Raw genomic sequence first — 25,007 nt, forward strand, 5'->3', positions numbered from 1 at the left:
TTTGTTTAAAAATACTACTATATATGGCACTCCTACCTGCCTCGCTAATAATATGTGCTCCCTCGTCTGGGGCATCGGACCATCTGCTGCTGATACTACCAATATCGCTCCGTCCATCTGCGCTGCCCCTGTTATCATGTTCTTTACATAGTCTGCGTGACCTGGACAGTCTACATGTGCATAGTGCCTCTTCTCTGTCTCATATTCTACGTGAGTCGTGTTTATCGTTATTCCCCTTGCTTTCTCCTCTGGTGCCTTGTCTATCTCATCATATCCCTTAGCCTCTGCCATCCCTGCCTTCGATAATACCATCGTTATCGCTGCTGTCAATGTCGTCTTTCCATGGTCTACGTGACCTATCGTCCCTACGTTTACGTGGGGCTTCTTCCTCTCAAATTTTTGCTTCGCCATCCTCTTTTCCTCCTTTACACAATAAACTTATCCTGGTGTTTCTTAAAATTATGTCACAAAAATGACACTTTATACATCTTTATTCGTGTGCTTTAAAAAATTCCAAACCTTGTATAATAAAAAAAACTTCAATAACAAAATTGGAGCCCGCGACCGGGATCGAACCGGTGACCTCCGCCTTACCAAGGCGACGCTCTGCCTACTGAGCTACGTGGGCAAAAGGGAATATCACGACTCCGATTTTTGATTTTACTATAAAGTTTTCTAAATGTCAATAGTTAGCTGTTCCTCATTTCAAGATATCTTTCTAATTTTCTTTTTACCCGTTGTAGAGCATTATCTATGGATTTAACATGCCTATTTAAATCTTCAGCAATTTCTTGATAAGACTTACCATCTAAATATGATACCAAGACCTCCCACTCTAAGCCGCTCAATAATTCTTCCATCTTGCTCTCAATGTTAACGTATTCCTCTTTGCTTATTATTAACTCTTCAGGGTCAGCAATGCACTGGGTAGAAACAACGTCCATCAGAGTCCTATCAGATTCTTCATCAAAGATGGGCTTATTGAGGGAAACATAAGAATTAAGCGGTATGTGCTTCTGCCTTGTTGCAGTTTTAATAGCAGTAATAATTTGACGAGTCACACATAATTCCGCAAAAGCCTTGAAAGAAGTGAGCTTGTCACTTTTATAATCCCGAATTGCTTTATAAAGGCCTATCATCCCTTCTTGAATAATATCTTCCTTATCCGCACCTACTAAAAAATAAGCACGAGCTTTTGCTTTTACAAAGCTTTTATACCTTTCAATAAGGTATTCTAAAGCAATTTCATCGCCTTTTTGAGCTCTAAAAACTACCTCCTCTTCTTCCATTTGATCATAGAGTTGATAGTAATCCTGCTGCGCCCCAGATTTCACCAATACCGCCCCCATTTATTATTCCGGCAACTTTATACGTTATAATTATACATTATATTGGTAAAGGTAGTCAAGCTAATTTTAACTGTTTTCTGCCATTTTACGCAGTTTTTTTACTATTTCATTATCAAGTCGTTCTTCCAAATTGTCTTTATAAATTGTATTCACATAGCTTTTTTTATGACTTTCAATGTATTTATTCATCTCTTCGTAAAGCTCTCTTGCAGACATTCTTATTGCACCATGAGCTAAAACTACCTGTTGCACAGTCCAATCAGAACTTACCACAATTACTTGCTCCTTTTTCGCTAATTCTACCACTTTTAATTCTATAAAGTGATCTGCCGATTCGCCTTCTCTTGTGTAAACGACCTCAATGCCACTAATTTCTTCATGTTTTTCTAAACTTCCTTTTACATACATTGCATCAAAAACTAATATTATATTTATACCTGAATATCCTTTAAAATCAGCCAACATATCTATTAACTTGTCCCGCGCATCTTGCAATTTTTTTTGTGCTTCTTCTTTTAGTATTTGCCAATTATTTATTACATTATAACCATCCACCAACATGTACAAGGACATCACGCCTTATCTTTTCTTTTTAAAAGTACTTGATAAATTAAAATGGAGGCTGCTACAGAAGCATTTAAAGAGTTTACCTTACCTTTCATAGGGATTTTTACTATAAAATCACAATTTTGTAAAACTAATTTAGAAACCCCTTTCCCTTCATTCCCAATAACGAAAGCAACAGGAAAATCATAATTCAGCTCTTCAAAACTTTTTTCCGCGTTTACATCCGTTCCAACTATCCATACGCCTCTTTCTTTTAAATCTCGTATTGTATTGTTAATATTTGATACTTTTGCTATCCTCATATATTCTACTGCTCCAGCAGAAGTTTTTACAACAGTAGCATTTACCCCTACAGCCCGCCTTTTTGGAATTATTATCCCGTGGACCCCAAAAGCCTCTGCGCTTCTTATAATCGCACCCAAATTGTGAGGGTCAGTTATCTCATCTAATATCAGCAAAAAAGGTTTTTCTTTCTTTTGTTCAGCATATTCCAAAAGGTTCTCTACTTCAAAGTATTGATATACAGCAGACAAAGCTACGACTCCTTGGTGATTTCGACCACCGGCCAGTTTACTTAAAGTGTCATTATCAGTAGTAGAAACTACAATGCCTGCTTCTTTTGCAAAATTTATTATCTTTGAAATATTTCCTCCTGCTGTTTTAGAAACGTATATTTTTTCGATTTCCTTCCCACTTTTTATGGCTTCGATTACTGGATTTCTACCAAAAATTATATCCTGCTCTTTCATAACCATCACCTATTCTTCAATAACTTGTACAGAAAGCTCAAGAATGTTTTTTAGTCTTTTAAATTCTCCTGCAAGATAAAGATAACCTAGCAAAGCTTCAAATCCCGTAGCATATCTATAAGCCTGTACTTCTACTCCTTTAGGTGTAGTATTAGACTTCATATTCCTTCCTCTTCTAACTATATCTTTTTCCTCTTCTGTGAGAAAATCATAAATTCTTTTTACAGATTCTGCCTGAGCTTTGGCTTTTACGTACTTAATTGTCTCTTTGTGCAAAAAATTAACAGACTGATTTTTTTGAGCCACAATTTTAGTGCGAATGTATAAACTATACACAGCATCTCCAATAAAAGCTAAAACAAGGGGGGATAAACTTAACACCCCCTCCTTCGTAAGTAACTCTGGACTTTCCAAAAACCCCATCATACTCTTTTCCATCTTACTCCCTCTGGTGTGTCTTCCAAAATTATTCCTTTTTCTCTCAGTCTATCTCTTATTTCATCAGCTAACTTCCAATTCTTTTCTTTTCTTGCTTTTTGCCTTTCTTCTATTAAAGCAAGTATTTCTTCATCATCGAGCTCAGTCTCTACGCCTCTGTAAGAAAGTCCTAAAACTTCTGAGAGTTTTAAAAACATATCTAAAATATATTCTACCAATTTCTTTGAAGAATTTCCACTGAGATTTGTATTAGCGGTTTTTGCCATTTCAAACAAAACTGATATGGCATCCGCAGTGTTAAAATCGTCATCCATTGCCTCTTCAAATTCTTTTTTATATTCTTCAAACTTTTCCATCAACTTCTTCTCTTCTTCGTTTAATCCCCCATCCTTGCACACATTGGCCAAATGTTTTAAATTGGCCAATGCATTTAACAATCTTTCATAAGCAGAATTTGCCTGCTCCATTAAATCTAAACTAAAATTAATGGGGCTTCTGTAGTGAGCCATAAGCATAAAAAGTCTTAAAACTTCAGGATTGTATTTCTCTGTTATTTCTCTTACTGTAAAGAAATTCCCTTTAGATTTTGACATTTTTTCATTGTTTATATTTAAATACCCTATATGCATCCAATATTTGGAAAATGGTTGTTCATATGCTGCTTCACTCTGAGCAATTTCGTTCTCATGATGAGGAAAGACCAAATCAGGACCACCAGCATGGATATCTAAAGTTTTGCCCAAATATTTCGTAGACATAACAGAGCATTCTATATGCCATCCTGGCCTTCCCTTTCCCCATGGACTGTCCCACGCAGGTTCACCGGGCTTTTGAGCTTTCCAGAGAACAAAATCCAATGGATTTTTCTTTTCTTCATTTATCTCAATTCTTGCGCCTGCCTGCAATTCTTCTATATTTTTGTGAGAAAGCTTCCCGTAATCCTTAAATTTTGCAGTTTCAAAATAAACATTTCCATTTACCACATAAGCATATCCTTTGTCGATTAAAATCTTTATAAATTCGATTATATCTTCTATATGCTCTGTAGCTTTAGGATGAACTGTTGCTCTTTTTATACCCAAATTATCTGCATCTTTAAAATATTCGTCTATATATTTTTCCGCTACTTCTTTTGTAGTAACATTTTCTTCTTGGGCTCTTTTAATTATTTTATCGTCAATATCAGTAAAATTTTGAACGTAATTTACTTTATAACCTTTATATTCTAAATATCTTCTTACCGTATCAAATACAATAAAAGCCCTCGCATTTCCTATGTGGATGTAATTATATACAGTAGGTCCACAAACATACATGTTCACTATCTTATCATTTAAAGGTTCCAATTCTTCTTTTGTCCTTGAAAGAGTATTATACAGCTTCATCTTCCTCTTCCTTCCTTTCAATTAAAATTTGCTCTAACCTTTCAATCCTCTTTCTTAATTTTTGCAATTCCTCTTCCACAGGGTCAGGAAGTTTACCATGCTCTAAATCCACCACATATGGAGAAGCTATACGTATATTATCTTTTTTTACACAGCGAGCAGGTACTCCGACTACTGTGCTATTAGGTGGTACATCTTTTAAAACAACTGCACCCGCACCAATTTTAGAATTTTCTCCTACTACTATAGGGCCTAATACTTTCGCACCACTTCCTATAACCACATTATCTTTTATAGTAGGATGTCTTTTACCTTTTTCCTTTCCTGTACCTCCTAAAGTTACCCCTTGATATATTGTCACATTGTCACCAATCTCTGTAGTCTCCCCTATTACAACTCCCATACCGTGATCGATAAAAAATCTCCTACCTATCTTAGCACCGGGATGTATTTCAATCCCTGTGAGAAATCTATTAAGCTGCGAAATAAGCCGGGGAATTAAAATTAAACCTTTTTTATGCAAATAGTGGGCAATTCTGTGTAGTATTATAGCGTGGAGCCCGGGATAACATAATATAACCTCCAGCACGCTTTTGGCAGCAGGGTCTCTTTCAAAAATAACTTGGATGTCTTCTTTTAAAGTTTTAAACATACCAAACACCTCCTTAAAAATTTACCCCCCTCATCTCAGAGACGAGGGGGGACTCCCGTGGTTCCACTCTGCTTGAGTTTTAAACTCCACTCATTTTAGATAACGGCAAAGGCCGGTAACCCCCTACTCAAAGTTCAGGGATACAGCTCGGAGATGCACTTCTTATAACATATCCTCGAGCTACTCGCAGCCTATGGTAGCTCTTCTCTGAAGGCTTATGTTACAATACTCTTCTCCTCATCGCTTTTTACTTTATTAAATTTATCGCTTTTTTAAGCCTATTTATCACTTTATCCTTCCCCAAAAGAGGAATAATCTTCACCAATTCAGGTCCATGGTCTTCTCCTGTTATTGCTACTCTGATTGGCATGAAAAATTCTTTACCTTTTACATTCGTTTCTTTTTGCAATTTTTTAAGCAAATCTTTAACATATTCCTCTGTTATTTCATCAGCTTCCTCTATGGCTTTTTTAACTGTTTCCAGTACAGTTTTACTATTTGGACTATTCAATATTTTCATTGTTTCATCAGTATACTCAACTTCTTCTACAAAAAACATCTTAGCTCTCTCAGTAATTTGAGCCACATATTGGAGTCCATCTTTGTAAAGAGATATCACATCCTTTAGCCAATTATACATCACATCATCTATTTCGTCAATGTATCCTGCCGCTTTTAAATGAGGAATAGCCAAATCAATAATTCTCTCAATAGAACTTTTTTGTATATACTGTTGGTTCATCCAATTAAGCTTTTCAATGTCAAAAACAGGATTGGCACTGTGAATCTTTCTGAAATTAAATTTCTGTATTATTTCTTCTTTTGACATGATTTCTACATTATCCTCCGGTGACCAACTTAAAAGAGATAAAAAGTTAAACATAGCTTCTGGCAAATATCCCAATTCTCTATACTGGCCTATATAAGTATTCCCATGCCTTTTAGAAAGTTTAGTCCTATCTGGCCCCAATATTAAAGGCGCATGGGCAAACTTAGGAATTTCAAATCCTAAAGCCTTGTAAATGAGTATCTGTTTCGGAGTATTGTATATATGGTCTTCTCCTCTTATGACATGGGTAATCTTCATAAGAGCGTCATCTATTACAACTGCAAAATTGTAAGTAGGCATTCCGTCTGATTTGACAATTACCATGTCTCCGCCTAAAGTATCACTTTTTATTGTAATTTTTCCTTTTATCATGTCTTCAAACTCTATAACTTCATCGTCAGGAATAATAAACCTTATTACAGGTTTTCTTCCCTCTCTTATAAAGGCCTCTTCTTGCTCCTTTGTAAGATACCTACACCTTCCAGAATAACGAGGTATATCTCCTCTTTCTACTGCCTTTTTTCTATCTTCTTCTAATTCCTCCGGAGTGCAATAGCATCTATATGCCTTTTTTTCTTCAATAAGTTTCTGGGCAAACTTATAATAAATTTCAAGTCTTTCACTTTGCCTATAAGGACCATAGGGACCTGGTTTGTCTGGCCCTTCGTCCCATTCTATACCTAACCACTCTAATTCTTTAAAAATCAATTCTTCAAACTCTTTTGAAGACCTTTCTAAGTCCGTGTCTTCAATCCTTAAAACAAAAGTAGCTCCTTCACTTCTTGAAAAGAGATAATTAAATAAAGCAGTTCTTATATTCCCTATATGAATAGCTCCAGTTGGGCTTGGCGCAAATCTAACCCTCAAATTGCTCATGTGTGTCACTCCATCCTTTTTTAGTTAATACTTTATACTAGATTTAATTATAACAAATTTTGCGCTTTTTAAATAGATGAAGTGACAATTGTGTGTGTAATTTTGACAAATATTTTTTCACATACAAACTTTTTTATGCAAAATAAGGGATTCCCTTCAAGGAACCCCTTACATCTTCTCTTTTATAATATTTTTCACCTTTTCTACGACATCAGAAATTTTTACCTCTTCTGCTTCTTCTTTTTCTCTCAATTTTATTTCCACTATTCCATCATCTACTTTTTTCCCTACTGTAATCCTTATAGGTATTCCTAACAAATCGGCGTCATTAAATTTGACACCAGCTCTCAAATCTCTATCATCTATTAAAACCTCTATTCCCTCTTTTTGCAAAACAACATATATATCTTCTGCTACTCGATTTTGAGCTTCATTAGAAACATTGACAGGTACTATAATCACATGATAGGGTGCAACACTCATAGGCCATATAATACCTTTCTCATCATGGTGTTGCTCTATAATAGCCGCCACCGTTCTATTAATTCCTATTCCATAGCAGCCCATTATAATTGGCTTTTCATTCCCATCTTCATCTACATACTTAGCTCCCAATGCATCACTGTACTTTGTCCCCAACTTAAAAATATGTCCTACTTCTATACCTCTGTCAATTTTAAGCGGTGAACCACACCTTGGGCACTTATCTCCTTCAATAACATTTTTGATATCCGCCACAACATCAGCTTTAAAATCTCTACCATAGTTGACATTTTTAATATGATAATCTGTCTCATTTGCTCCTACTATAAAATTTCTCATCTCCGGAATCTCATTATCTACTATTATAATTACTTCTCCTTTTAATCCTATAGGTCCTGCAAATCCGACTTTTGCTCCTGTAACCTTTTCAACTATTGAGGCATCTGCCAATTCTAATTCTTCTTCTCTTATTCCTAAAATATTTAAGAGCTTTGTTTCGTTTAAGTCTCTATCTCCTCGAACTAATGCTGCTACAACGTTGTCCTTTCCCTTGTATATAAGCGTTTTTACAAATTTATCAGGAGTAATTCCCAAAAAATTAACTAACTCCTCAATTGTTCTAACATTTGGTGTATATACTTTTTCTTTTGGCAACATTTCTTCAACTATTTCTTGATTGATAAGGCATTCTGCCTTTTCCTCATTTGCAGCATAACCACAATTGTCACAGTAAGCTATTGCTGCTTCCCCTATACTAGAAATCACCATAAACTCTTTTGAGTCTTTTCCTCCCATAGCACCTGAATCAGCTTCTACAACCAAATATTTAAGTCCACATCTATCAAATATTCGGCAGTAAGCCTCATACATTTTATTAAAGGACTTATCCAAGCCTTCCCAATCCACATCAAAGCTGTAAGCATCCTTCATTATAAATTCTCTACTTCTCATGACACCAAATCTCGGGCGCCTTTCATCTCTAAACTTAGTTTGAATTTGATATAAAATAAGAGGAAGCTGCCTATAAGACTTCACTTCATTTCTAATAAGGTCTGTAAAAACCTCTTCGTGTGTAGGCCCCAAGCAAAAGTCTCTTTCATTTCTGTCTTTTAGCTTAAACATCTCAGGGCCAAATACATCCCATCTTCCACTTTCTTTCAAAAGTTCTGCTGGAATAAGAGCAGACATTAATACCTCTTGACTGCCAGCTCTGTCCATCTCTTCTCTTACAATTTGCTCCACTTTCCTAAGTATCCTTTGCCCTAATGGCAAGTAAATATATACCCCTGAAGCCAATTTCCTCATCAATGCAGCCTTTAACATTAAAATATGGCTGGGAATTTCAGCTTCAGCAGGAATTTCTCTTAAAGTCGGAACTAACAGCTGCGATAGTCTCATCTTCATCCTCCTAAGTACATAATTTTAAGTAAATTTTATTTTACCTACTTTTTTATGTCAACACCTAATTCTTCTAAACTGACAATAGCATAGGCTTTTATTCCCTCTTGTCTACCTGTGAAACCTAATCCTTCTTCTGTTTTTGCTTTTACATTTATTCTTTCTTTCTCAATTTTTAATAATTCTGATAATTTTATTCTAATTTGCTCTTTATAAGGAGATAACTTAGGCCTTTGCGCTATAATAATACAATCCACATTATTTAGCCTGAATTTATTCCCTATTATTGCCAACACTTTTTTTAATAAAAGGCTACTATCAATATCTTTATAGGTTATCTCAGTATCAGGAAAGTGCTCACCTATATCCCCTAAACCAGCTGCTCCTAAAATAGCATCAATTAAGGCGTGTATTAAAACATCTGCATCAGAATGGCCTGCCAAACCTTTATCATAGGGAATTTCTATTCCTCCCAGTATTAACTTTCTTCCATTTTCAAACTTGTGGACATCGTATCCCAACCCTACTCTCACTTCAACCATCCTTTACTCTAAAATTCCCTTCTTTATCAACTTCTAAACTCATACTTACGCCTCTTGCAAAGCGAGATGGTTTAATCTTTTTTACAAAATTTCCCTTATTAGTCTCAATATATACCTCCGAAACAAAAGGCTCTCTTACAGAAATGCGATATTCCCCTTCAGGCTTTAAATTTAGATGCCATGTGTATTTCCCAAAGATATCATAACTTATAGCATTTTTACTTCTGTCCAGCACTATAATTTTTTTGTCCGTTATCATACTCAAATATGATACAACTTTTTCTAAAATAGAAACTTGTGGCTTTCCTTTAACACCCAATATTTCCTGTAAATAAGGAATAGAATCATTTAAAATCCCAATATGACCTGTTTTTACAATAAATTTTTCTCCTTCTACCCCTAACGCACTTTTTTTAAGGACTGTACCGTCCCCTTTGTCGTCTCTTATTACACCTACTGGCTTGCCATCTGGCCATACTATCTCACTTACTGGTTTTTCTACTTGAATAAACTTATTAGTATATATTCCATCTCCTGAAAAAACATAAATTTTCTTGACTCTGTCGTATAAAATTCCTATTTGTTCATTTAGACTATTCAAAAATTCATTTATAACTTTCATATACTCAATATTTTTAAACAAAATTTTATCATATCGAGTAGGATACATAAAAATATAATTCCCATATTCGCGAGAAGGCATTAAGTCTTTCACAGAGGGGATATATTTTCTAATAACAGTTATGGCATCACTCTCTCCATTTAATTTTGAAAAAATCCACAAAAACCCTTTAAAGAGCATGTTTATAAAATCATCATCCTCTGGGGCTACAGTACCACCCTCCCAACCATAATAAGCATTTGCCGCTCCAAAATGGGGAGTAGCTAAAAATATCAATCTATCCACATCAAATTGATATTTATCGCTCTCTATATAACTTCTCGCTAAAAGTCCTCCCATGCTATGGCATATCAAATCTACTTTAGTGTTGCCAGTCTTAGCTTTTGCCTCCTCAATAGTCAGTTTAAGGGTATTAACAGAATCTGGTACACTTTTCCACCATTCATAATAACATATAAATAGATTTTTCCCTTCTACTAAGCCTAATTTGCCCAAATTTTCTATAAATGGACTATAAGCATAAATCGCAGGGCCAAAATTCCATATTTTACCTAAAGGGGTTGGAACGAAAATAGATCCAAATATCCCGTGTACAAAAACTACAGGGTTATCCATAAAATCACCCTCATACAATTTAATAGAAAATTCTCTATTAAATTATATGAGGATTCACAAAAAACGTTATTTTTTTAAAAAAGCCTCTGCTACAATCAAATCCTCAGGCGTAGTTATCTTTATATTTCTATAGTCTCCTTCAACTACTTTTACATTGTAACCCAATCTCTCCACTAATATTGTGTCATCTGTCCCCAAAAAACCATCCTCCAGTGCCTTTTGATGAGCTTTAATGATCAAATTCCTTTCAAATACCTGAGGGGTTTGAATTGCCCATAAATATTTTCTATCAGGAGTATTTAAAATGAAATTTTTCCCATCAACTACTTTTATAGTGTCTTTAACAGGTACTCCCAATGCTACTGCTTTATGTAAATAAGCTTCTTTTAAAGCTTTTATAACTGTTTCTTTCTCAATTAAAGGCCTTGCTCCATCATGAATTGCTATAATTTCGCAATCTACCTTTGTATTTGTAATCCCATTATAAACAGAATACTGCCTTTCACTACCTCCTTCTACTAATTTAATTGGTTTTTTGAAAATATACTTTTTTACTACATTTTCTTGGCAATATTCCATTTCTTCCTTTGATACAACAACAACAATTTCCTTAATCCAATCAATTTCATCAAAGGCTTTGAGAGAATAATACAAAACTGGTTTACCTGCTATAGTAAGGTATACTTTATTTACTGTGTGACCCATTCTAATGCCTTTACCTGCCGCCACTACAACTGCACTTGCATTCATTTTCTCTACCTCACAAGTAAAATAATGCACACTCCAATTATATCATTTCCCTATAAAAAAACACAGGTTTCCCTGCGTTTTTATATAGCCTTTTCTTGTTCTGCCTGTTTGGGCTTTGCAAATATCATTCTTCCTGCGGCAGTTTGCAAAACACTAGTCACAAGCACTTCTATAGTATTACCTATGAATTTTTTGCCACCGTCTACAACAATCATCGTGCCATCGTCCAAATAAGCAACCCCCTGCCCGGCCTCTTTGCCATCTTTAATAACTTGCACCACCATTTCTTCTCCCGGAAGAACAATTGGTTTTACCGCATTGGAAAGTTCATTTATATTCAAAACAGGGACCCTGTGAAATTCCGCTACTTTGTTTAAATTATAGTCATTAGTTATTATTTTGCCTTTTAGCATCTGGGCAAGTTTCAAAAGTTTTGTATCTACTTCTGCTGCATCAATTTCCTTATCTACAATTTCTACTTTGATATTTAACTCGTTTTGTATTTTATTTAAAACATCCAGTCCTCGCCTCCCCCTATTTCTCTTTAAAGAATCAGAAGAATCTGCAATATGCCTTAATTCCTCTAATACAAAAGCCGGAATTATTAAAGGGCCTTCAATAAAGCCTGTCTTACATATGTCAAATATCCTACCATCTATAATTACACTAGTATCCAAAATTTTGGGGACTCCACTATACTCGTTTTTAGCAGTCTTTTGCGGTCCCAATTTTTTCATAAAGGAAAACACATTTAAAATATCTTCTTTTTTCTTTAAAGAAATTCTAATACCTAAATACCCCAAAAATAAATTCAAGAGAATTGGCACTACTTTACCTATAACTGAAATAGGATAAAGAGGCGCGCTCAGCAAATTAGCCACAATAAGCCCTACTATTAGCCCAAATGCTCCTATTAAAATTTCATCAATCGGCATATTCTGAAGTTTTGCTTCCAACCACTGTTCAAAGTCTTTCCCCCACTTTATAAATTTAGGAGAAATAACATAAAATATGATTCCACCTATTAAAGTACCTATAACATAAGCTATCACTGTTGAAAAATAATTTAACTGGATAAGCACAAAATTCTGGTCTTTTGCAAGATTTAGCAAAAGCTTTGTCAATTCAAAGCCCGCCGCCATTCCCAGTAATCCAATTCCACCTCTTATAATTTTATACACCACATTATCACCTCCTATCTCTATTATTGGCTATTTTTCACATTATTATAAGTAGTATAGGGGGAATAAATAAAAATATTTCACAATTTTTACACGTATAAAGTGGTTGTTAATTACAGTATACTACTTATGTAGATGGATTGTCAATTTAATAAAAGATTAAAATTACATTAATGCTATATAATGTATTTAAATGCCATTCTAAATATTGACATGGTAATGGTTTAAGTCTATAATAAAAGCAAGAGAAGTCTTAAAAACTCATAGAACGGGAGTGGACCAAAAAATGAAAGATATTATTGTAGACGACCTTCAAAATACAGTAGATGAATACCTCTTGCGTCACAGAAGTATAATGGACATACTTACAAAAATACAAGAGAGCAGTGCCCGTATAAATAGAGCTGTTGCTAAATCAGTAACCGAGTGCGGTTGCATAAGGATAAATGCCACCAAACAAGAAACTCCTCCTGATGCAACTTTGGAAGAAGCCCATAAATATTTCAAAACCCATCTTGAAGGCCAACTTTGTGAAAACTGTAAAGAAGTTATAGAAACAGAAATAGGTAACAATGTATTTTACATAATCGCTTTGTGTAATGTTTTAGGGCTTAATTTTTACGACATACTCCTAAAAAAACACAAAGAGTTAAACACTTTAGGCATATTTAACATGTTATAAAATAAGCGTCTCTTCTATGGAGACGCTTTAGTTTGTTGACAAAGTTAAAAAATATTCAAAGGAGATATTTTGCATCGTCGCTCCGATGTTCCAAAGCGACAAAACATAAGCTTCCCCTTCGGGCTCCGGCAGGGTACCCCGTCAGGTGGCATCCATGCCTTAAGGTGCCCGCCTCCGCCATCCGTGGCTTCGGCCCTGCCTCCACCCTCGGTCTTGCTAAGTTTTGTTAGCGCTTTGTAACAAGTCGCACCGATTGCAAAATATCTCCTTTACGAAAGTTTGTCTACAGTCTGAAGCGTCTTCCTTATGAAGACGCTTTTTATTCTCTTTCTCTCAAAAAATCCATAATATCCTTTATGTCCTTTATTTTAGTAACCTTTATATTTCCAAACTTTTTTATTTCTTTTGTTTTCATCTCAGGAATAAAAACTTGAGAAAATCCCATCTTTTGTGCTTCACCTATTCGTTTATCAATATTGCTGACTCCTCTCACTTCTCCCGTCAATCCTACCTCTCCTATAAAACAAACATCTTCAGGAATAGGTATATTAAAATATCCAGAAAGAGATGAAGCAATTATTCCAAGGTCAGCAGCTGGCTCTTGAATTTTCATTCCTCCAGCCACATTTACGTATGCATCAAATTGCGAAAGATTTATGCCCAGTCTTTTTTCTATAACTGCCAAAAGCAATATAAAACGATTGTAGTCAAATCCAGTGGCCATTCTTCGCGGCACTCCAAAAGTAGTCTTACATATCAAAGACTGAACTTCCATTAAAATTGGCCTCGTCCCTTGAATAGAACATACAACAGCAGTCCCTGAAACATCTTTCGGCTTATTTGAGAGGATAAATTCAGACGGATTGCTTATCTCACAAAGCCCGTCCTCCTCCATATCAAAAACTCCTATTTCGTGAGTTGCACCAAAACGGTTTTTTACAGCCCGCAATATCCTAAAAGACTGGGTCCTATCCCCTTCAAAATATAAAACCGTGTCTACCATATGTTCCAAAACTTTGGGTCCCGCTATTGCTCCTTCTTTTGTAACATGCCCTATCAAAAAAATACTTATGTCTTTTTGTTTTGCTATTTCCATCAGCCTTTGAGTCACTTGCCTTACCTGAGACACACTTCCTGGTATTGTCTCACTTTCCTCAGTGTACATTGTCTGTATAGAATCAATAATAACAAAATCCGGCTTATTCTCATCAATTTTTCTCTCTATCTCTTCTATATTTGTTTCGCACAAGAGATATATTTGTTGCTTTTCTTTCAAAATTCTATCTGCCCTCAGTTTAATCTGTTGAATTGATTCCTCTCCTGACACATAAAGTACCTTTCTGTTATCAGAAATATTACCTGCTACTTGTAATAGCAAAGTAGACTTCCCAATTCCTGGGTCACCACCTATTAAAACAAGAGATCCCTTTACAATTCCGCCACCTAAAACCCTGTCAAACTCCTCAATCCCTGTCTTTATTCTTTCTTCTTCTGAAAAAGTTACATCTTCGAGAAGAAATATTTGCGATCTATCTTTATTTTTCCTAAAATTTTTTGAATCCTCTATCGTTTCTTCCTCAAAAGAATTCCAACTGTCACAATTAGGACATCTTCCCATCCATTTACTGCTTTCAAAGCCACACTCTCTACACACAAACTTTGTAGTTGATTTGGCCATAACTCCACCATCTTTCGCAAAATTCTCTTTTAATTATATCATATTTTAAACCTCTCCCATAAAAGTGAAATACAGAAGCAGCCCATTTAAAAAGATTATAATAGAAGCCACAATTATACCAATGACTTTTTCAATAGGTGTATTTACAAATTCCCCCATAAGCTTTTTCTGAGAAGTAACTAAAAGCATTGGTATTATAGCCATAGGAAGTTCAAAACTTAAAATTACTTGGCTTATGATAAGGGTCTTCAAAGGGTCAATACCTAATAAAATAATTATTAGTGCTGGCATCATGGTTATAAGTCTTCTTACATTTAGTGGAATATTTAACCCTACAAAACCTTTCATTATAGTCTGACCTGCCATTGTACCTACTGCAGATGATGACAAACCAGACGCCAAAAGTGCAATGCCAAAAGCCCAACTGGACAAAGGCCCTAACAATGGTTTTAAAGACATATGAGCCTCTTCAATAGACCCAACAACTATGCCGTTTTTATAAAAAACAGCTGCTGACACTATTAACATAGCCGCATTTATTATAAATGCTATATTCATTGCTACTAAAATATCTATCTTTTCCATCCTCAAATGTTCCTTCTTTTCTTCTAATGTATTTCCCGTATTTCTATATTGAACTAACTGAGAATGTAAATAAATCACATGGGGCATTACTGTCGCCCCTAATATTCCCACAGCTATTAGCATAGCTTCTCCATTTGGTATAGAAGGAATCACAGTATGATACATCACTTTTCCCCAATCTGGTTTTGCCAAAAAAAGTTCAAAAGTATAAGAAAGGCTAATAATAGCAACTAAAGCAAAAATCACTATTTCAACTATCTTTTGACCATATTTTTCTAAATAAACTATGATAAATGTGATCACTCCTGTCAAAGGGCCTGCATACATAAGAGGAATGTGAAAAAGCAAATACAATCCTAAAGTACCACCTAAAAATTCCGCCAAATCTGTAGCCATAGCCGCCAATTCTGCAGTTATCCATAAAAGCCAATTAACTTTCCTTTTAAAAATCAAATTACACATTTCCGGTAAATTGCGTCCCGTTGCAATTCCTAATTTTGCAGACATAATTTGCAAAAATATGGCCATAATATTGCTACAAAGTATCACCCATATTAAATGGTAGTTAAATATAGAACCCCCACTTATATTCGTGGCAAAATTTCCAGGATCAATATAAGCAACACTTACCACAAAAGCTGGCCCAAAATATTTTAAAAGTTTTTTAAGGGCTTGACGGACAGAAAAAACTTTTTTAGTCGCTATAATTGATTCACGATTTTCCAAATAAATCCCCCCATTTTAGACAAAGCTAAATTTATTTGCCTTATTTAAAATATGTCTTTAGCTTTTGTCTTGTTACACAAAAAAATAACCCATTTTTACGGGTTATTTTTCTGATACTTTTCTTTCACTTCTGGATTTTCCTCTAAAAATTTATTAAACTTCTTCATTTTTTCTAATGTATCAAGGAATATATTGTGTTCAATTAATTCTGTCTGGTCCAATAAACTCTCTTCAACTCCTAAATTTCTTAAAAATTTTTCTACAGTGCAATGCCTCTCCAATAAAAATCTTCCCATTTTTTCCCCTTTTTCTGTTAAATTTATAACTCCATATTTTTCATATTCTACAAAACCTAACTTCTTTAATCTCTGAAGCATTTTTGTAGTTGAAGGAGCCTTTACATTTAAAAGTTCAGAAAGTGTATTCACACGAATATATCGTTTTTTTAAACTTTCTCTATAGATCATCTCTATATAATCTTCCATAGCGGGTGTCAATTGGTTTACTTTAGGAAAATGAATCTGATAGCCTCTTACAGTATAAAACTTATCTTTTTCCATATGCTCACACCTTTTTCAATCCTTCAATAGCATATATATTATCTTTAAATAAAAAAAAGACTTAGCACAAGGCTAAGCCTTTTGCACAGCATCTTTTTTTACAAAGTCTATTTTACCATCTTTAGCAGTTACAATAAGTTCATCTCCTGGTTTTACTTCCCCTTGCAACATCAATTCTGATAATTGATTCTCTACAATTCTTTGTATAACTCTTCTTAAAGGCCTTGCACCGTAGTTAGGGTCATATCCTTGTTTGATAATTTCCTCTTTAGCTTCAGGAGTAAACTCCAGTTTAATGTTGTTCTCTTTTAGTCTATTATTCAATTCCTTAATCATTATATCAGCAATCTTTTCAATATCTTCTTTTGAGAGTTGATGAAATACAATTATCTCATCCACCCTATTTAAGAATTCAGGTCTAAAGGTCTTTCTCAACTCTGCCATCAATGTTTCTTTTATTTTGTCATAAGAGGCTTTGTCTTCTTTTTCTTGAGGCATAAATCCTAAGGTAGATTGCCTTTTTAAAAGTTCTGCTCCCACATTTGATGTCATGATTATAACTGTATTTTTAAAGTCCACAGTTCTACCTTTTGAATCTGTGAGTCGTCCATCTTCTAATATTTGAAGGAGAATGTTAAATACGTCAGGATGCGCTTTTTCAATTTCATCCAGCAATATTACTGAATATGGTTTTCTTCTTACCTTTTCTGTTAATTGTCCTCCTTCTTCAAATCCTACATATCCTGGAGGTGAACCGATAAGTTTAGATACAGTGTGTCTTTCCATGTATTCTGACATATCAAGCCTAATCATAGCATTTTCGTCACCAAAAAGAGCTTCTGCCAAAGCCTTTGTAAGTTCTGTTTTACCAACACCAGTAGGACCCAAGAAGATAAATGAACCTATTGGTCTTTTTGGATCTTTTAAGCCCACTCTTGCCCTTCTTATAGCTCTTGCCACCGCTTCTACTGCTTCATCTTGTCCTATAACTCTTTCATGTAATACCTCCTCTAAGTGGAGCAATCTCTCTGATTCCTCTTCAGCTAACTTTTTAACAGGTATTCCTGTCCACAGAGATACGACTTGTGCGATTTCTTCAGGTCCTACACTTTTTTCATTAGAAAGAGAATTTTGTTGCCATTTAGCTTTTAATTTTTCTAATTCTTCTCTCAATTTTTGTTCTTCATCTCTTATTTTTGCAGCTTTTTCGTATTCTTGAGTTCTTATCGCTTCTTCCTTCTCTTTTATAAGGTCATTGATTTTATCTTCCAGTTCTTTTATCTCTGGAGGAGCTGTCACTGTCTTTAGTCTTACGCGAGAAGCTGCTTCATCTATTAAGTCTATAGCTTTGTCAGGTAAAAATCTATCTGCAATATATCTGTGAGAAAGTCTAGCTGCTGCTTCTAAAGCTTCGTCAGTAATTTTAACCCTATGATGGGCTTCATACTTATCTCTCAGTCCCTTTAATATCTCAATAGTCTCCTCCACAGTTGGTTCATCTACAATTATTGGTTGGAATCGTCTCTCTAATGCGGGGTCTCTTTCTACATATTTTCTATACTCATCCAAAGTAGTTGCTCCAACTACTTGAATTTCACCTCTTGCAAGTGCCGGTTTTAGAATATTTGATGCATCTATTGCACCTTCTGCTGCCCCTGCTCCTATCAAAGTGTGCATCTCATCTATAAATAGTATCACATTTCCTGCCTTTATAACCTCATTTAATACTGTTTTTAACCTATCTTCAAATTCGCCTCTGTACTTTGTACCTGCTACCATAGAAGCCATGTCTAAAGTTACAACTCTTTTATCTTTCAAAATTTCGGGAATTTCTCCTTCTACAATCTTTTGCGCAAGACCTTCTACAATAGCGGTTTTACCGACCCCCGGTTCACCTATGAGGACAGGGTTATTCTTTGTCCTTCTGCTTAAGATTTGTATAACTCTTTCAATTTCTTTTTCTCTCCCTATTACAGGGTCAAGTTTGCCGTCTCTTGCAAGCTCAGTTAAATCTCTTCCAAATTGATTTAAAGTAGGTGTATTTGTATTTTTAACTTTTGCAGCCTTTGCAGGTCCTCCTGCAGGCTCTTCATTAAGCATTTTTACAATCTCCTCTCTCACTCTATTGAAATCTATACCTTGTTCCATTAAAATTCTTACAGCAACTCCTTCGCCCTCTCTCAAAAGCCCTAATAAAATGTGCTCGGTTCCAATATAACTGGTATTAAATCTTCTTGCCTCACTAAGGCTCAATTCCAATACCCTTTTAGCTCGTGGTGTGTAACCTACCACGTCTCCCGGGATATTACCCATTCCAATCAAAGACAATACCTTTTCTCTTGTAGTCTCATAAGTTACTCCCAGTTTTTTTAAAACTCTTGCTGCAATTCCTTCATCTTCTTTTAATAATCCTAACAAAATATGCTCTGTTCCTACATAATTATGATAAAAAGACCTCGCTTCCTCTTGAGCCAAATAAAGAGCTTTTTGAGCTCTTTCTGTAAATCTCCCAAACATTGCCATAATAAACACCTCCTATAAATTATCGTTTTTGTTTATTTGACTTACTACATATTCTGCCCTTTTAACATCTCTTTCATATGGGTCTAATTGAATGCCATAAATTTTTTGTAAATTAGCTGGTTGTATATGTGTAGTCAGAATATCAATTTTATTTATATCCACATCTAATATTCCTAAAACTGCTCCTAACCTCACGTCAGACATTAAAGTCATGTATTCTTTTGTAGACATCACTTTTGCATGAGATAAAATTCCAAAAGCCCTTCCTACTCTATCTTCTATTTGAATTCTCTGTTTTTTGTATAGGTCCTCTCTAGCCTTTCTTTCACTAGAGATAATTTGTCTTGCTACTCCTTCAATATTTTCAATTATTTCTCTTTCACTTTGGCCAAGAGTGACTTGATTAGAAATTTGATAAATATCTCCTAAAGCTTGAGTACCTTCACCGTATATTCCTCTAACTGCCATACCTATTTTAGACACAGAGTTTAAAATATTGCTTATTTGCCCAGTAATAGTAAGAGCGGGAAGATGAACCATGACTGAAGCTCGTATCCCTGTTCCTACGTTAGTAGGACAAGAAGTCAAATAACCTATCTTTTCATCATAGGCATAGTCGATAGTTTCTTCAATCAAATCGTCAACTTTATCAGCAGTATCCCAGCTTTCATTAAGCCTTAATCCTTCTAATATGCATTGTATTCTAAGATGATCCTCTTCATTGACCATTATACTCACTGTATTGTCATCTTTTATAAGAGCATAACCATTCTTTGTATTTTGTGAAAGGTCAGGGCTTATAAGGTGCTTTTCTACAAGTGATTGCCTGTCAATAAGAGTCAATTTCTTCATCTCATACTCTACAAATTGGGTGGATAAAATAGTATTACTACCTAATATAGCTTTTCTAACCAAATCTATAACCTTCCGTCCCTGCTCTTCTGTCATGACCGTAGGGAAAGGAATATCTTTTATATTTCGAGCAAGTCTAATTCTACTGGACAATACCACATCTTTATCGTACTTAAGCATCTTAAGTCACCTACTTTCCTAATTCTTTCTCCAATTCTCTGATTTTATCTCTTAGTTCTGCTGCTTTTTCATAAGCTTCTTCTTTAATAGCTTTTTCCAATTGTAACTTTAACTCCTCAATTTCTCTTTTTACTCTCATTTTACCACCAGCTTTTTTAGGAATTTTCCCTCTGTGTTCTGTACTACCGTGTATTCTCCTCATAAGAGGATTTAATTCTTCAGCAAAAGCATCATAGCAGAAACTGCAACCTAATCTTCCAATTTTTTTAAAATCTTCGTAAGTCATACCACAGTGACTGCACTTTAAAGGCTTTTTTGTAAAGTCATCTATTCCAGGCAAAAAGTCCATTAAACCTGACAATAAATTTTGAACTGAAAAAGGTGTAAAAGTTGAAAAAACTTCTGTATTTAAAATTCCCTCTTCTGCTGCGCACTGGTCACACAAATGCATTTCAGTTTTTACTCCGTTTACTATTTTAGTGTAATGAACCGTAGCAGGCCTCATTTTGCATTTATCACACATCATAAAAATTCCCTCCTTACTTGTTGCGAGCAATTTCCATAAGCATTGCCTTAAGTAATAATGCCCGCAACATATTATTATCCTCTTGAGAAAAAGGAAGAATTTTATCATTAACTACGGCTTTCATCAAAGCTGCTTCCCTTGAAGTTATAATATTATGGTCTAAAAGAGCATCAATGTAGTATCTAGCTTTACTCTCAGAAATATTATCCCCTATGTTTTCTATTATTTTATTTATCCAATTGTTTGATATAGAAGTTTTATAAATTTTGATATAACCCCCGCCACCTCTTTTACTTTCTATGATGTATCCTCTGTCAATAGTAAAACGCGTCTCTAACACATAGTTTATTTGAGATGGCGCACAATTAAAAACATTTGCTAGTTCATTTCTTTGAATTTCTACATAATGCTTACCAGCCTCTTCCATTAGCTCTTTTATAAAATTTTCAATCAAATCACTAAGCCTTGCCATCGCCACCACCACGTCTCTTATTTTTACTTTGACTTTCTTTGACCTTCGAATATATTTTTACATTTTTTTGTTCTCTCGTCAATGGCTTTTTCACGCTAAAGCAAGTGATTTTTTCTAATATTTTCACCAAATAATAAAAATATCTCTCATATTCTAAAATTTTCACCATTTTTTATTCATTTTCATAGTTTTCTTCCCCTTCATCTGCCAACTCTTGATGGTCTTCTTGATTTATAAGAGATGAAAAATTGCTTTTTCCCTTTAAATTCTTTCTATCTGTATTTTCGTAAGTTTCTTCTTCAAAAAAGTTCCCTCTTACTGATTTGTATAGCTTTCCTTTGAAAAATTTTTGACTTTTATTCATATCCTCCACCTCTTGCTCACTTTATTATTTATTAAAGTTATTTTCCAACTCTTTTAAATCTAAATTGACTCTCGCTGCCCCCGTCTCCATTGCTGCTTTTGCAACTGCTATTGCTACATTTTTAAGAACCCTTTTGTCAAAAGGCTTTGGAATTATATACTCCGGAGTAAGTTCATTTTCTGAAATAGTTTGGGCAATAGAATATGCAGCCCTAACTTTCATCTCTTCATTAATTGTAGTAGCCCTAACTTCTAATGCCCCTCTAAATATACCCGGAAAAGCCAACACGTTGTTTATTTGGTTTGGAAAATCAGATCTACCAGTACCCACCACATAAGCTCCTGCCTCTTTTGCTTCATCAGGATATATTTCAGGTACTGGATTAGCTAATGCGAAAACTATTGGTTTTTTGGCCATTGTTTTTATCATTTCTTTATTTAATACATTAGGTGCTGATACTCCAATAAACACATCTGCTCCTTTTAAAGCATCTTTTAAAGCTCCTCTTAATCTTCCTTTATTTGATATTTTTGCAATCTCTTTTTTAGAGAAGTCTTTATCTTCTCTTCCTTCATATATGATACCACTTCTATCGCAAACTATTACATCTTTTATACCAGCTTTTATTAAAAATTTAGCAATAGCAATCCCTGCCGCTCCAGCTCCATTTACAACAGCAGTAACTTCTTTTAATTCTTTTTCTACAATTTTTAAAGCATTTATTAAAGCAGCCAAAGTTACAACTGCCGTTCCATGCTGGTCATCATGAAATACAGGTATATCCAAAATTTCGTCCAACTTTCTTTCTATTTCAAAACAGCGAGGAGCAGAAATATCTTCAAGATTTATACCTCCAAAAGTAGGTGAAATATTCACCACAGTTTTTATAATTTCTTCAACATCTTGAGTAGCAAGACATATAGGTACTGCATCAACCCCTCCAAATTCTTTAAATAAAACTGCTTTTCCTTCCATAACAGGTAGTGCTGCGTAGGGCCCTATGTTGCCTAAACCTAAAACAGCTGAACCATCTGTCACAACCGCAATCATGTGGCTCTTTGTAGTATATTCATATACTAAATTACTATTTTTATGTATCTCCTTACAAGGCTCTGCAACACCTGGGGTATAGGCTAAAGCCAAATCTTTGTCATTTTTCACTTCTACCTTACTTACAATTTCAAGTTTGCCTCTATTTTCTTTGTGAAGTGTTAAAGTCTCTTCTCTTATATTCATTTCATAAAGTCCTCCTCTAATACCCGTGTTTTCTTATATTATAACTTAAATATTTTTTAGAAAAAAGTTATTAGCTGCACTAAAAATAAAGCCTGCAAAAGCAGGCTTATTCTTCTTTTTCTTTTAATTTCTTCCTTTCTTCTATTATCTTTTGTGCCACATTAGGTGGAGCTTCTTCATATCTTGCAAAAGTCATTTTGAAGTCTCCTCTTGCTTGTGTCAAAGACCTTAAATCTGTCGCATATCTATTCATTTCAGCTAACGGCACTTCTGCTGTGATTACTTCCAAATTGTCTTTTGACTCCATTCCTAAAATTCTTCCTCTTCTCTTATTCAAATCCCCAATGATATCTCCCATGTATTCTTCAGGCACCACCACTTCTACTCTCATAATAGGTTCTAAAAGAACCGGATTTGCTTGTTCCATCCCCTTTTTAAAAGCAAGAGATGCAGCAATTTTAAAAGCCATTTCAGAAGAATCAACAGGATGGTAGGAACCATCTACCAAAGTAGCTTTAATGTTTACAACAGGATAACGAGCAAGTACACCTTCTTTTAAACTTTCCCTTAAGCCCTTTTCCACTGCTGGAATATATTGTTTTGGAACAGCTCCACCAAAAATCTTATCTTCAAATTCAAACTCACTGTTGGGGTTCGGTTCAAATTCAATCCACACATGGCCATATTGTCCATGCCCACCTGTCTGTTTTTTATGCTTCCCTTCTACTTTGACTTTACTCTTTATCGTCTCTCTATAGGGTACAATTGGGTCTGTCAAGGTGCATTCTACTCCAAACTTGTTCATCAACTTTTTAGAAATTACTTCTATATGCTGTTCTCCCATTCCATAAACTATCATTTGACCTGTCTCTAAATTCTTTTCTACTTTAAAAGTCGGATCTTCTTCTTGCAACCTTTGGAGTCCATTGCTAATTTTTTCCTCATCCCCTTTGGATTTAGGTTCAATTGCAAGAGCAAGTGTAGGCTGAGGAAACTCGATTCCTGACAACGTAACAGGATTAGAAGGATCGCATAAAGTGTCTCCTGTCATGGTATATTGAAGCTTTGCAACTGCTCCTATATCTCCTGCTACTAACTTAGATACAGGCATCTGCTTTTTACCTCTTAAAATGTAAAGCTGGCTTATTTTCTCTTGCATCTGCTTATTTGAATTAAGGAGGGTAGAATCGGAAGTTAGAATACCCGATACAACCTTAAAAATGGAAAGTCTTCCTACATAAGGATCTGCTATAGTTTTAAATACAAATGCCGCTACTGGACTATTTTCAGTGATTTTTTCTCTTTCTATATCCAGAGGCGATGGCAAAAATTCCACAATGGCATCTAATAATTTATCTACTCCAATATTTTTAAGGCTTGAACCGCATAAAACAGGTATTAATTCGCCGATTCTTATGCTGTTTTTGATTCCTTCTTTTATTTCTTCTTGTGTAAATTCTTCTCCTCCAAAGTATTTTTCCATTAAAGTTTCATCGTTTTCAGCAATGTTCTCAATTAATTCATCTTTGGTCGATAAAACTTTATCCATTAACTCCGCCGGTACTTCTGTCTCCTTTATTCCTTTTTCATCGTAAACGTATGCTTTTTGAGTAAGAACGTCTACATAGCCTTTAAAACTTTGTTCACTTCCAATAGGAAATGTCAGAGGAATAACCTTATTACTAAATTTCTCCCTCAATTGATTTAAGGTTTTAAAATAGTCTGCATTTTCTCTATCCATTTTGTTAATAAAAAATACAATAGGCAACCTATTCTTTTGAGCCAAACCAAACACTTTTTCAGTTCCAACTTCTACACCAGAAGCAGCACACACAGGTATTATAACACTGTCCACAACCCGCAAACCACTAACAACCTCTCCAAAAAAATCAAAATATCCTGGCATATCTAATATATTAATTTTATACTCTTTCCACTCCACCGGAATTACTGATGTGGAAATAGATATCTGCCTGGCAATTTCCTCTGGGTCATAGTCAGATACAGTGGTACCATTTTCTACGCGCCCCATTCTATCAATGACTTTTGTGTTTAAAAGGAATGCCTCAGTTAATGTAGTTTTACCGGCTCCACCGTGGGAAACCAATCCTACATTTCTTATTTGATTAGTTTTGTAATCCTTCATACATATCCCCCTATCTTATCGCAAATAATCTTTAATATTAT

At 34.9% G+C, this 25,007-nt stretch carries 24 protein-coding genes, 1 tRNA gene and 1 other annotated feature; of the genes, 1 reads left to right on the forward strand and 24 read right to left on the reverse strand.

Going from position 1 to position 25,007, the window contains the following annotated elements:
• The 14 genes from BUB32_RS08785 to BUB32_RS08850 all read right to left on the reverse strand — a co-directional run.
• On the reverse strand, nucleotides 1-411 hold a 411-nt coding region (locus BUB32_RS08785; RefSeq protein ID WP_143152804.1), incomplete at its 3' end, for a GTP-binding protein.
• A gap of 141 nt (nucleotides 412-552) precedes the next feature.
• Nucleotides 553-628, reverse strand: a tRNA-Thr gene (locus BUB32_RS08790).
• Between the two features lie 61 nt (nucleotides 629-689).
• Entirely contained in the window at nucleotides 690-1,334 is a 645-nt protein-coding gene (gene sigH, locus BUB32_RS08795) for an RNA polymerase sporulation sigma factor SigH (RefSeq protein WP_072969060.1), read from the reverse strand.
• Between the two features lie 81 nt (nucleotides 1,335-1,415).
• Nucleotides 1,416-1,922, reverse strand: a complete 507-nt coding sequence (locus BUB32_RS08800) for an NYN domain-containing protein (protein WP_084727005.1) — start codon at nucleotides 1,920-1,922, stop codon at nucleotides 1,416-1,418.
• Nucleotides 1,922-2,665, reverse strand: a complete 744-nt coding sequence (gene rlmB / locus BUB32_RS08805) for a 23S rRNA (guanosine(2251)-2'-O)-methyltransferase RlmB (protein WP_072969062.1) — start codon at nucleotides 2,663-2,665, stop codon at nucleotides 1,922-1,924. Before rlmB ends, BUB32_RS08800 begins: the two co-directional genes overlap by 1 nt.
• 9 nt (nucleotides 2,666-2,674) lie before the next feature.
• The gene (locus BUB32_RS08810; protein WP_072969063.1) at nucleotides 2,675-3,103 is read right to left on the reverse strand and encodes a Mini-ribonuclease 3; all 429 of its coding nucleotides are present in this window, start codon (nucleotides 3,101-3,103) and stop codon (nucleotides 2,675-2,677) included.
• A complete protein-coding gene (gene cysS / locus BUB32_RS08815) occupies nucleotides 3,088-4,488 on the reverse strand; it encodes a cysteine--tRNA ligase (protein WP_072969064.1) in 1,401 nt (466 codons plus the stop codon). Before cysS ends, BUB32_RS08810 begins: the two co-directional genes overlap by 16 nt.
• Nucleotides 4,475-5,140, reverse strand: coding sequence for a serine O-acetyltransferase (cysE, locus tag BUB32_RS08820; protein ID WP_072969065.1), 666 nt, complete (start codon nucleotides 5,138-5,140; stop codon nucleotides 4,475-4,477). Before cysE ends, cysS begins: the two co-directional genes overlap by 14 nt.
• Nucleotides 5,141-5,174: 34 nt before the next feature.
• Nucleotides 5,175-5,390: a binding site (T-box leader), on the reverse strand.
• Nucleotides 5,388-6,845, reverse strand: coding sequence for a glutamate--tRNA ligase (gene gltX / locus BUB32_RS08825; protein WP_072969066.1), 1,458 nt, complete (start codon nucleotides 6,843-6,845; stop codon nucleotides 5,388-5,390). (Overlaps the previous feature by 3 nt.)
• 168 nt (nucleotides 6,846-7,013) lie before the next feature.
• Nucleotides 7,014-8,726 (reverse strand): proline--tRNA ligase, encoded by a 1,713-nt coding sequence (locus BUB32_RS08830; protein WP_072969067.1) that lies wholly within the window; start codon nucleotides 8,724-8,726, stop codon nucleotides 7,014-7,016.
• Between the two features lie 44 nt (nucleotides 8,727-8,770).
• Nucleotides 8,771-9,268 (reverse strand): 2-C-methyl-D-erythritol 2,4-cyclodiphosphate synthase, encoded by a 498-nt coding sequence (gene ispF, locus BUB32_RS08835; RefSeq protein WP_200773872.1) that lies wholly within the window; start codon nucleotides 9,266-9,268, stop codon nucleotides 8,771-8,773.
• On the reverse strand, nucleotides 9,261-10,505 hold the full coding sequence (locus BUB32_RS08840; RefSeq protein ID WP_072969069.1) for a lipase family alpha/beta hydrolase: 1,245 nt from the start codon (nucleotides 10,503-10,505) through the stop codon (nucleotides 9,261-9,263). Before BUB32_RS08840 ends, ispF begins: the two co-directional genes overlap by 8 nt.
• 66 nt (nucleotides 10,506-10,571) lie before the next feature.
• Nucleotides 10,572-11,255, reverse strand: a complete 684-nt coding sequence (gene ispD / locus BUB32_RS08845; protein ID WP_029687922.1) for a 2-C-methyl-D-erythritol 4-phosphate cytidylyltransferase — start codon at nucleotides 11,253-11,255, stop codon at nucleotides 10,572-10,574.
• Nucleotides 11,256-11,335: 80 nt separating this feature from the next.
• The gene (locus BUB32_RS08850) at nucleotides 11,336-12,439 is read right to left on the reverse strand and encodes a PIN/TRAM domain-containing protein (protein ID WP_072969070.1); all 1,104 of its coding nucleotides are present in this window, start codon (nucleotides 12,437-12,439) and stop codon (nucleotides 11,336-11,338) included.
• Nucleotides 12,440-12,722: 283 nt separating this feature from the next.
• Between BUB32_RS08850 and BUB32_RS08855 the strand changes: the two genes are divergently transcribed.
• Nucleotides 12,723-13,118, forward strand: coding sequence for a nucleoside triphosphate pyrophosphohydrolase family protein (locus BUB32_RS08855; RefSeq protein WP_029687920.1), 396 nt, complete (start codon nucleotides 12,723-12,725; stop codon nucleotides 13,116-13,118).
• Nucleotides 13,119-13,437: 319 nt separating this feature from the next.
• On the opposite strand, the gene radA is transcribed toward BUB32_RS08855, so the two are convergent.
• The 10 genes from radA to fusA all read right to left on the reverse strand — a co-directional run bounded on the left by radA (nucleotide 13,438) and on the right by fusA (nucleotide 24,966).
• Nucleotides 13,438-14,796: a DNA repair protein RadA gene (gene radA, locus BUB32_RS08860; protein ID WP_072969071.1), complete on the reverse strand. Its 1,359-nt coding sequence runs from the start codon at nucleotides 14,794-14,796 to the stop codon at nucleotides 13,438-13,440.
• 45 nt (nucleotides 14,797-14,841) lie between these two features.
• Nucleotides 14,842-16,107 carry an Nramp family divalent metal transporter gene (locus BUB32_RS08865; RefSeq protein WP_072969072.1) on the reverse strand — a complete coding sequence of 422 codons (1,266 nt, stop codon included), beginning with the start codon at nucleotides 16,105-16,107 and terminating at the stop codon, nucleotides 14,842-14,844.
• Nucleotides 16,108-16,202: 95 nt separating this feature from the next.
• Nucleotides 16,203-16,667 carry a metal-dependent transcriptional regulator gene (locus BUB32_RS08870; RefSeq protein WP_072969073.1) on the reverse strand — a complete coding sequence of 155 codons (465 nt, stop codon included), beginning with the start codon at nucleotides 16,665-16,667 and terminating at the stop codon, nucleotides 16,203-16,205.
• 72 nt (nucleotides 16,668-16,739) lie between these two features.
• Nucleotides 16,740-19,190: an ATP-dependent Clp protease ATP-binding subunit gene (locus BUB32_RS08875; RefSeq protein WP_072969074.1), complete on the reverse strand. Its 2,451-nt coding sequence runs from the start codon at nucleotides 19,188-19,190 to the stop codon at nucleotides 16,740-16,742.
• A 12-nt stretch (nucleotides 19,191-19,202) separates the two neighbouring features.
• Nucleotides 19,203-20,222 carry a protein arginine kinase gene (locus BUB32_RS08880; RefSeq protein WP_072969075.1) on the reverse strand — a complete coding sequence of 340 codons (1,020 nt, stop codon included), beginning with the start codon at nucleotides 20,220-20,222 and terminating at the stop codon, nucleotides 19,203-19,205.
• A gap of 10 nt (nucleotides 20,223-20,232) precedes the next feature.
• Complete coding sequence (locus BUB32_RS08885; RefSeq protein ID WP_072969076.1) at nucleotides 20,233-20,748, reverse strand: UvrB/UvrC motif-containing protein; 516 nt, start codon at nucleotides 20,746-20,748, stop codon at nucleotides 20,233-20,235.
• Nucleotides 20,749-20,761: 13 nt separating this feature from the next.
• Nucleotides 20,762-21,226 (reverse strand): CtsR family transcriptional regulator, encoded by a 465-nt coding sequence (locus tag BUB32_RS08890; RefSeq protein WP_042834731.1) that lies wholly within the window; start codon nucleotides 21,224-21,226, stop codon nucleotides 20,762-20,764.
• A 166-nt stretch (nucleotides 21,227-21,392) separates the two neighbouring features.
• Nucleotides 21,393-21,584 (reverse strand): hypothetical protein, encoded by a 192-nt coding sequence (locus tag BUB32_RS08900; RefSeq protein ID WP_072969078.1) that lies wholly within the window; start codon nucleotides 21,582-21,584, stop codon nucleotides 21,393-21,395.
• Nucleotides 21,585-21,608: 24 nt separating this feature from the next.
• Nucleotides 21,609-22,820 carry an NAD(P)-dependent malic enzyme gene (locus BUB32_RS08905; RefSeq protein WP_072969079.1) on the reverse strand — a complete coding sequence of 404 codons (1,212 nt, stop codon included), beginning with the start codon at nucleotides 22,818-22,820 and terminating at the stop codon, nucleotides 21,609-21,611.
• Between the two features lie 106 nt (nucleotides 22,821-22,926).
• Nucleotides 22,927-24,966 carry an elongation factor G gene (gene fusA / locus BUB32_RS08910; RefSeq protein WP_072969080.1) on the reverse strand — a complete coding sequence of 680 codons (2,040 nt, stop codon included), beginning with the start codon at nucleotides 24,964-24,966 and terminating at the stop codon, nucleotides 22,927-22,929.
• Nucleotides 24,967-25,007: the final 41 nt, after the last annotated feature.

It is taken from the genome of Thermoanaerobacter uzonensis DSM 18761, assembly GCF_900129115.1.
GTDB classification, from domain to species: domain Bacteria; phylum Bacillota; class Thermoanaerobacteria; order Thermoanaerobacterales; family Thermoanaerobacteraceae; genus Thermoanaerobacter; species Thermoanaerobacter uzonensis.

Coding starts and splice junctions, on each gene's coding strand:
- BUB32_RS08800 (WP_084727005.1), bottom strand. CDS start 1,922: ATGTCCTTGTACATGTTGGTGGATGGTTATAATGTAATAAATAATTGG.
- rlmB (WP_072969062.1), bottom strand. CDS start 2,665: ATGAAAGAGCAGGATATAATTTTTGGTAGAAATCCAGTAATCGAAGCC.
- BUB32_RS08810 (WP_072969063.1), bottom strand. CDS start 3,103: ATGGAAAAGAGTATGATGGGGTTTTTGGAAAGTCCAGAGTTACTTACG.
- cysS (WP_072969064.1), bottom strand. CDS start 4,488: ATGAAGCTGTATAATACTCTTTCAAGGACAAAAGAAGAATTGGAACCT.
- cysE (WP_072969065.1), bottom strand. CDS start 5,140: ATGTTTAAAACTTTAAAAGAAGACATCCAAGTTATTTTTGAAAGAGAC.
- gltX (WP_072969066.1), bottom strand. CDS start 6,845: ATGAGCAATTTGAGGGTTAGATTTGCGCCAAGCCCAACTGGAGCTATT.
- BUB32_RS08830 (WP_072969067.1), bottom strand. CDS start 8,726: ATGAGACTATCGCAGCTGTTAGTTCCGACTTTAAGAGAAATTCCTGCT.
- ispF (WP_200773872.1), bottom strand. CDS start 9,268: ATGGTTGAAGTGAGAGTAGGGTTGGGATACGATGTCCACAAGTTTGAA.
- BUB32_RS08840 (WP_072969069.1), bottom strand. CDS start 10,505: ATGGATAACCCTGTAGTTTTTGTACACGGGATATTTGGATCTATTTTC.
- ispD (WP_029687922.1), bottom strand. CDS start 11,255: ATGAATGCAAGTGCAGTTGTAGTGGCGGCAGGTAAAGGCATTAGAATG.
- BUB32_RS08855 (WP_029687920.1), top strand. CDS start 12,723: ATGAAAGATATTATTGTAGACGACCTTCAAAATACAGTAGATGAATAC.
- radA (WP_072969071.1), bottom strand. CDS start 14,796: ATGGCCAAATCAACTACAAAGTTTGTGTGTAGAGAGTGTGGCTTTGAA.
- BUB32_RS08870 (WP_072969073.1), bottom strand. CDS start 16,667: ATGGAAAAAGATAAGTTTTATACTGTAAGAGGCTATCAGATTCATTTT.
- BUB32_RS08875 (WP_072969074.1), bottom strand. CDS start 19,190: ATGGCAATGTTTGGGAGATTTACAGAAAGAGCTCAAAAAGCTCTTTAT.
- BUB32_RS08880 (WP_072969075.1), bottom strand. CDS start 20,222: ATGCTTAAGTACGATAAAGATGTGGTATTGTCCAGTAGAATTAGACTT.
- BUB32_RS08885 (WP_072969076.1), bottom strand. CDS start 20,748: ATGATGTGTGATAAATGCAAAATGAGGCCTGCTACGGTTCATTACACT.
- BUB32_RS08900 (WP_072969078.1), bottom strand. CDS start 21,584: ATGAATAAAAGTCAAAAATTTTTCAAAGGAAAGCTATACAAATCAGTA.
- BUB32_RS08905 (WP_072969079.1), bottom strand. CDS start 22,820: ATGAATATAAGAGAAGAGACTTTAACACTTCACAAAGAAAATAGAGGC.
- fusA (WP_072969080.1), bottom strand. CDS start 24,966: ATGAAGGATTACAAAACTAATCAAATAAGAAATGTAGGATTGGTTTCC.